General features: G+C 71.1%; 1 protein-coding gene. It reads left to right on the plus strand.

Features of this window, described 5'->3' with window-relative positions; translation table 11 throughout:
- Nucleotides 1–181 precede the first annotated feature (181 nt).
- The gene (locus IY392_RS15275) at nucleotides 182–994 is read left to right on the plus strand and encodes an alpha/beta fold hydrolase (protein WP_107757832.1); all 813 of its coding nucleotides are present in this window, start codon (nucleotides 182–184) and stop codon (nucleotides 992–994) included.
- Nucleotides 995–1,006: the final 12 nt, after the last annotated feature.

A 1,006-nucleotide genomic window follows, 5' to 3' on the forward strand; every position in this document is an offset into this window, starting at 1 on the left:
CCCCTCGCCGCCCCGGACCGCGCCGGCCCCCGCGGCGCCGGATGCCTCGCCGTCACTTCGCCTGCCCCAGTGTCCACGTCGTGCCCCCTGACCAGTTGGTCCCCTCGGTCGCATGGGAGATGTAAGCACGATCCCGAGCGGTCGTGGGGCGTCATCTACCGCTGTGAGGGATACTGCCGGCATGGATTTGTATCACCAGGTGACCGGTTCCGGACCGACGATCATCCTCATGCACGGTGTCTGCCACCGTGCGCACGCGTGGGACCCGGTCGTTCCGCTGCTCGCGGACCGGTACCGAGTGGTCGTGGTGGACTTGCCCGGGCACGGGAGGTCAGCGGATCTGCCCGAGGCCGGTGACGCGCTCGAGTACATGATCGACCAACTGACAGAACTCATCGCCCAGCTCGTGCCCGCCGGGGAGCGCCCCCACGTCGCCGGGAACTCGCTCGGCGGATTCATCGCGCTCGAGTTGGGTGCCCGCGGCCTGGTGGACAGTGTCACCGCGCTCTCCCCGGCCGGCTTCTTCCGCTCCGAGGCCGAGTGGCGGTACACGATCACCGTCTTCCGGAGTCTGCGCCGGGGAGCCGCGAAGCTGGGACGGCACATCCCCGTCGTGACCGAGCGGGCCGCGGGCCGTGCGGTGATGATGGCGGCGTTCTGCGCCCGGCCGTGGCGGTATCCGGCGGAGGCGGCGGCGATCGACGGGGAGGCGATCGTCAGCAACACGGTGCTGGACCGCGCGGACCGCGGCACCTTCGTGTTCTCCGCGCCGGTCGACGAGGAGCTTCCGATCACCATCCGGTGGGGCCGGTTCGACCTGGTTCTCCCGGTCCGTCAGGTCTCCCTGGCGTCGAGGCTGTTCCCCCAGGCCAGAGTGGAGATCTCGGCGGACGGACACGTTCCGATGTCGGACGATCCGGAGGGCGTCGCCGCGTCGATCGCCGCGACGGTCGAGCGCGGGCTGGCGCATGCGGGGTCGGCGGGTCGGGTCTGACCGGTCGGCCCC

The organism is Dietzia sp. SYD-A1, assembly GCF_015356725.1.
Classification (GTDB): Bacteria; Actinomycetota; Actinomycetes; order Mycobacteriales; family Mycobacteriaceae; genus Dietzia.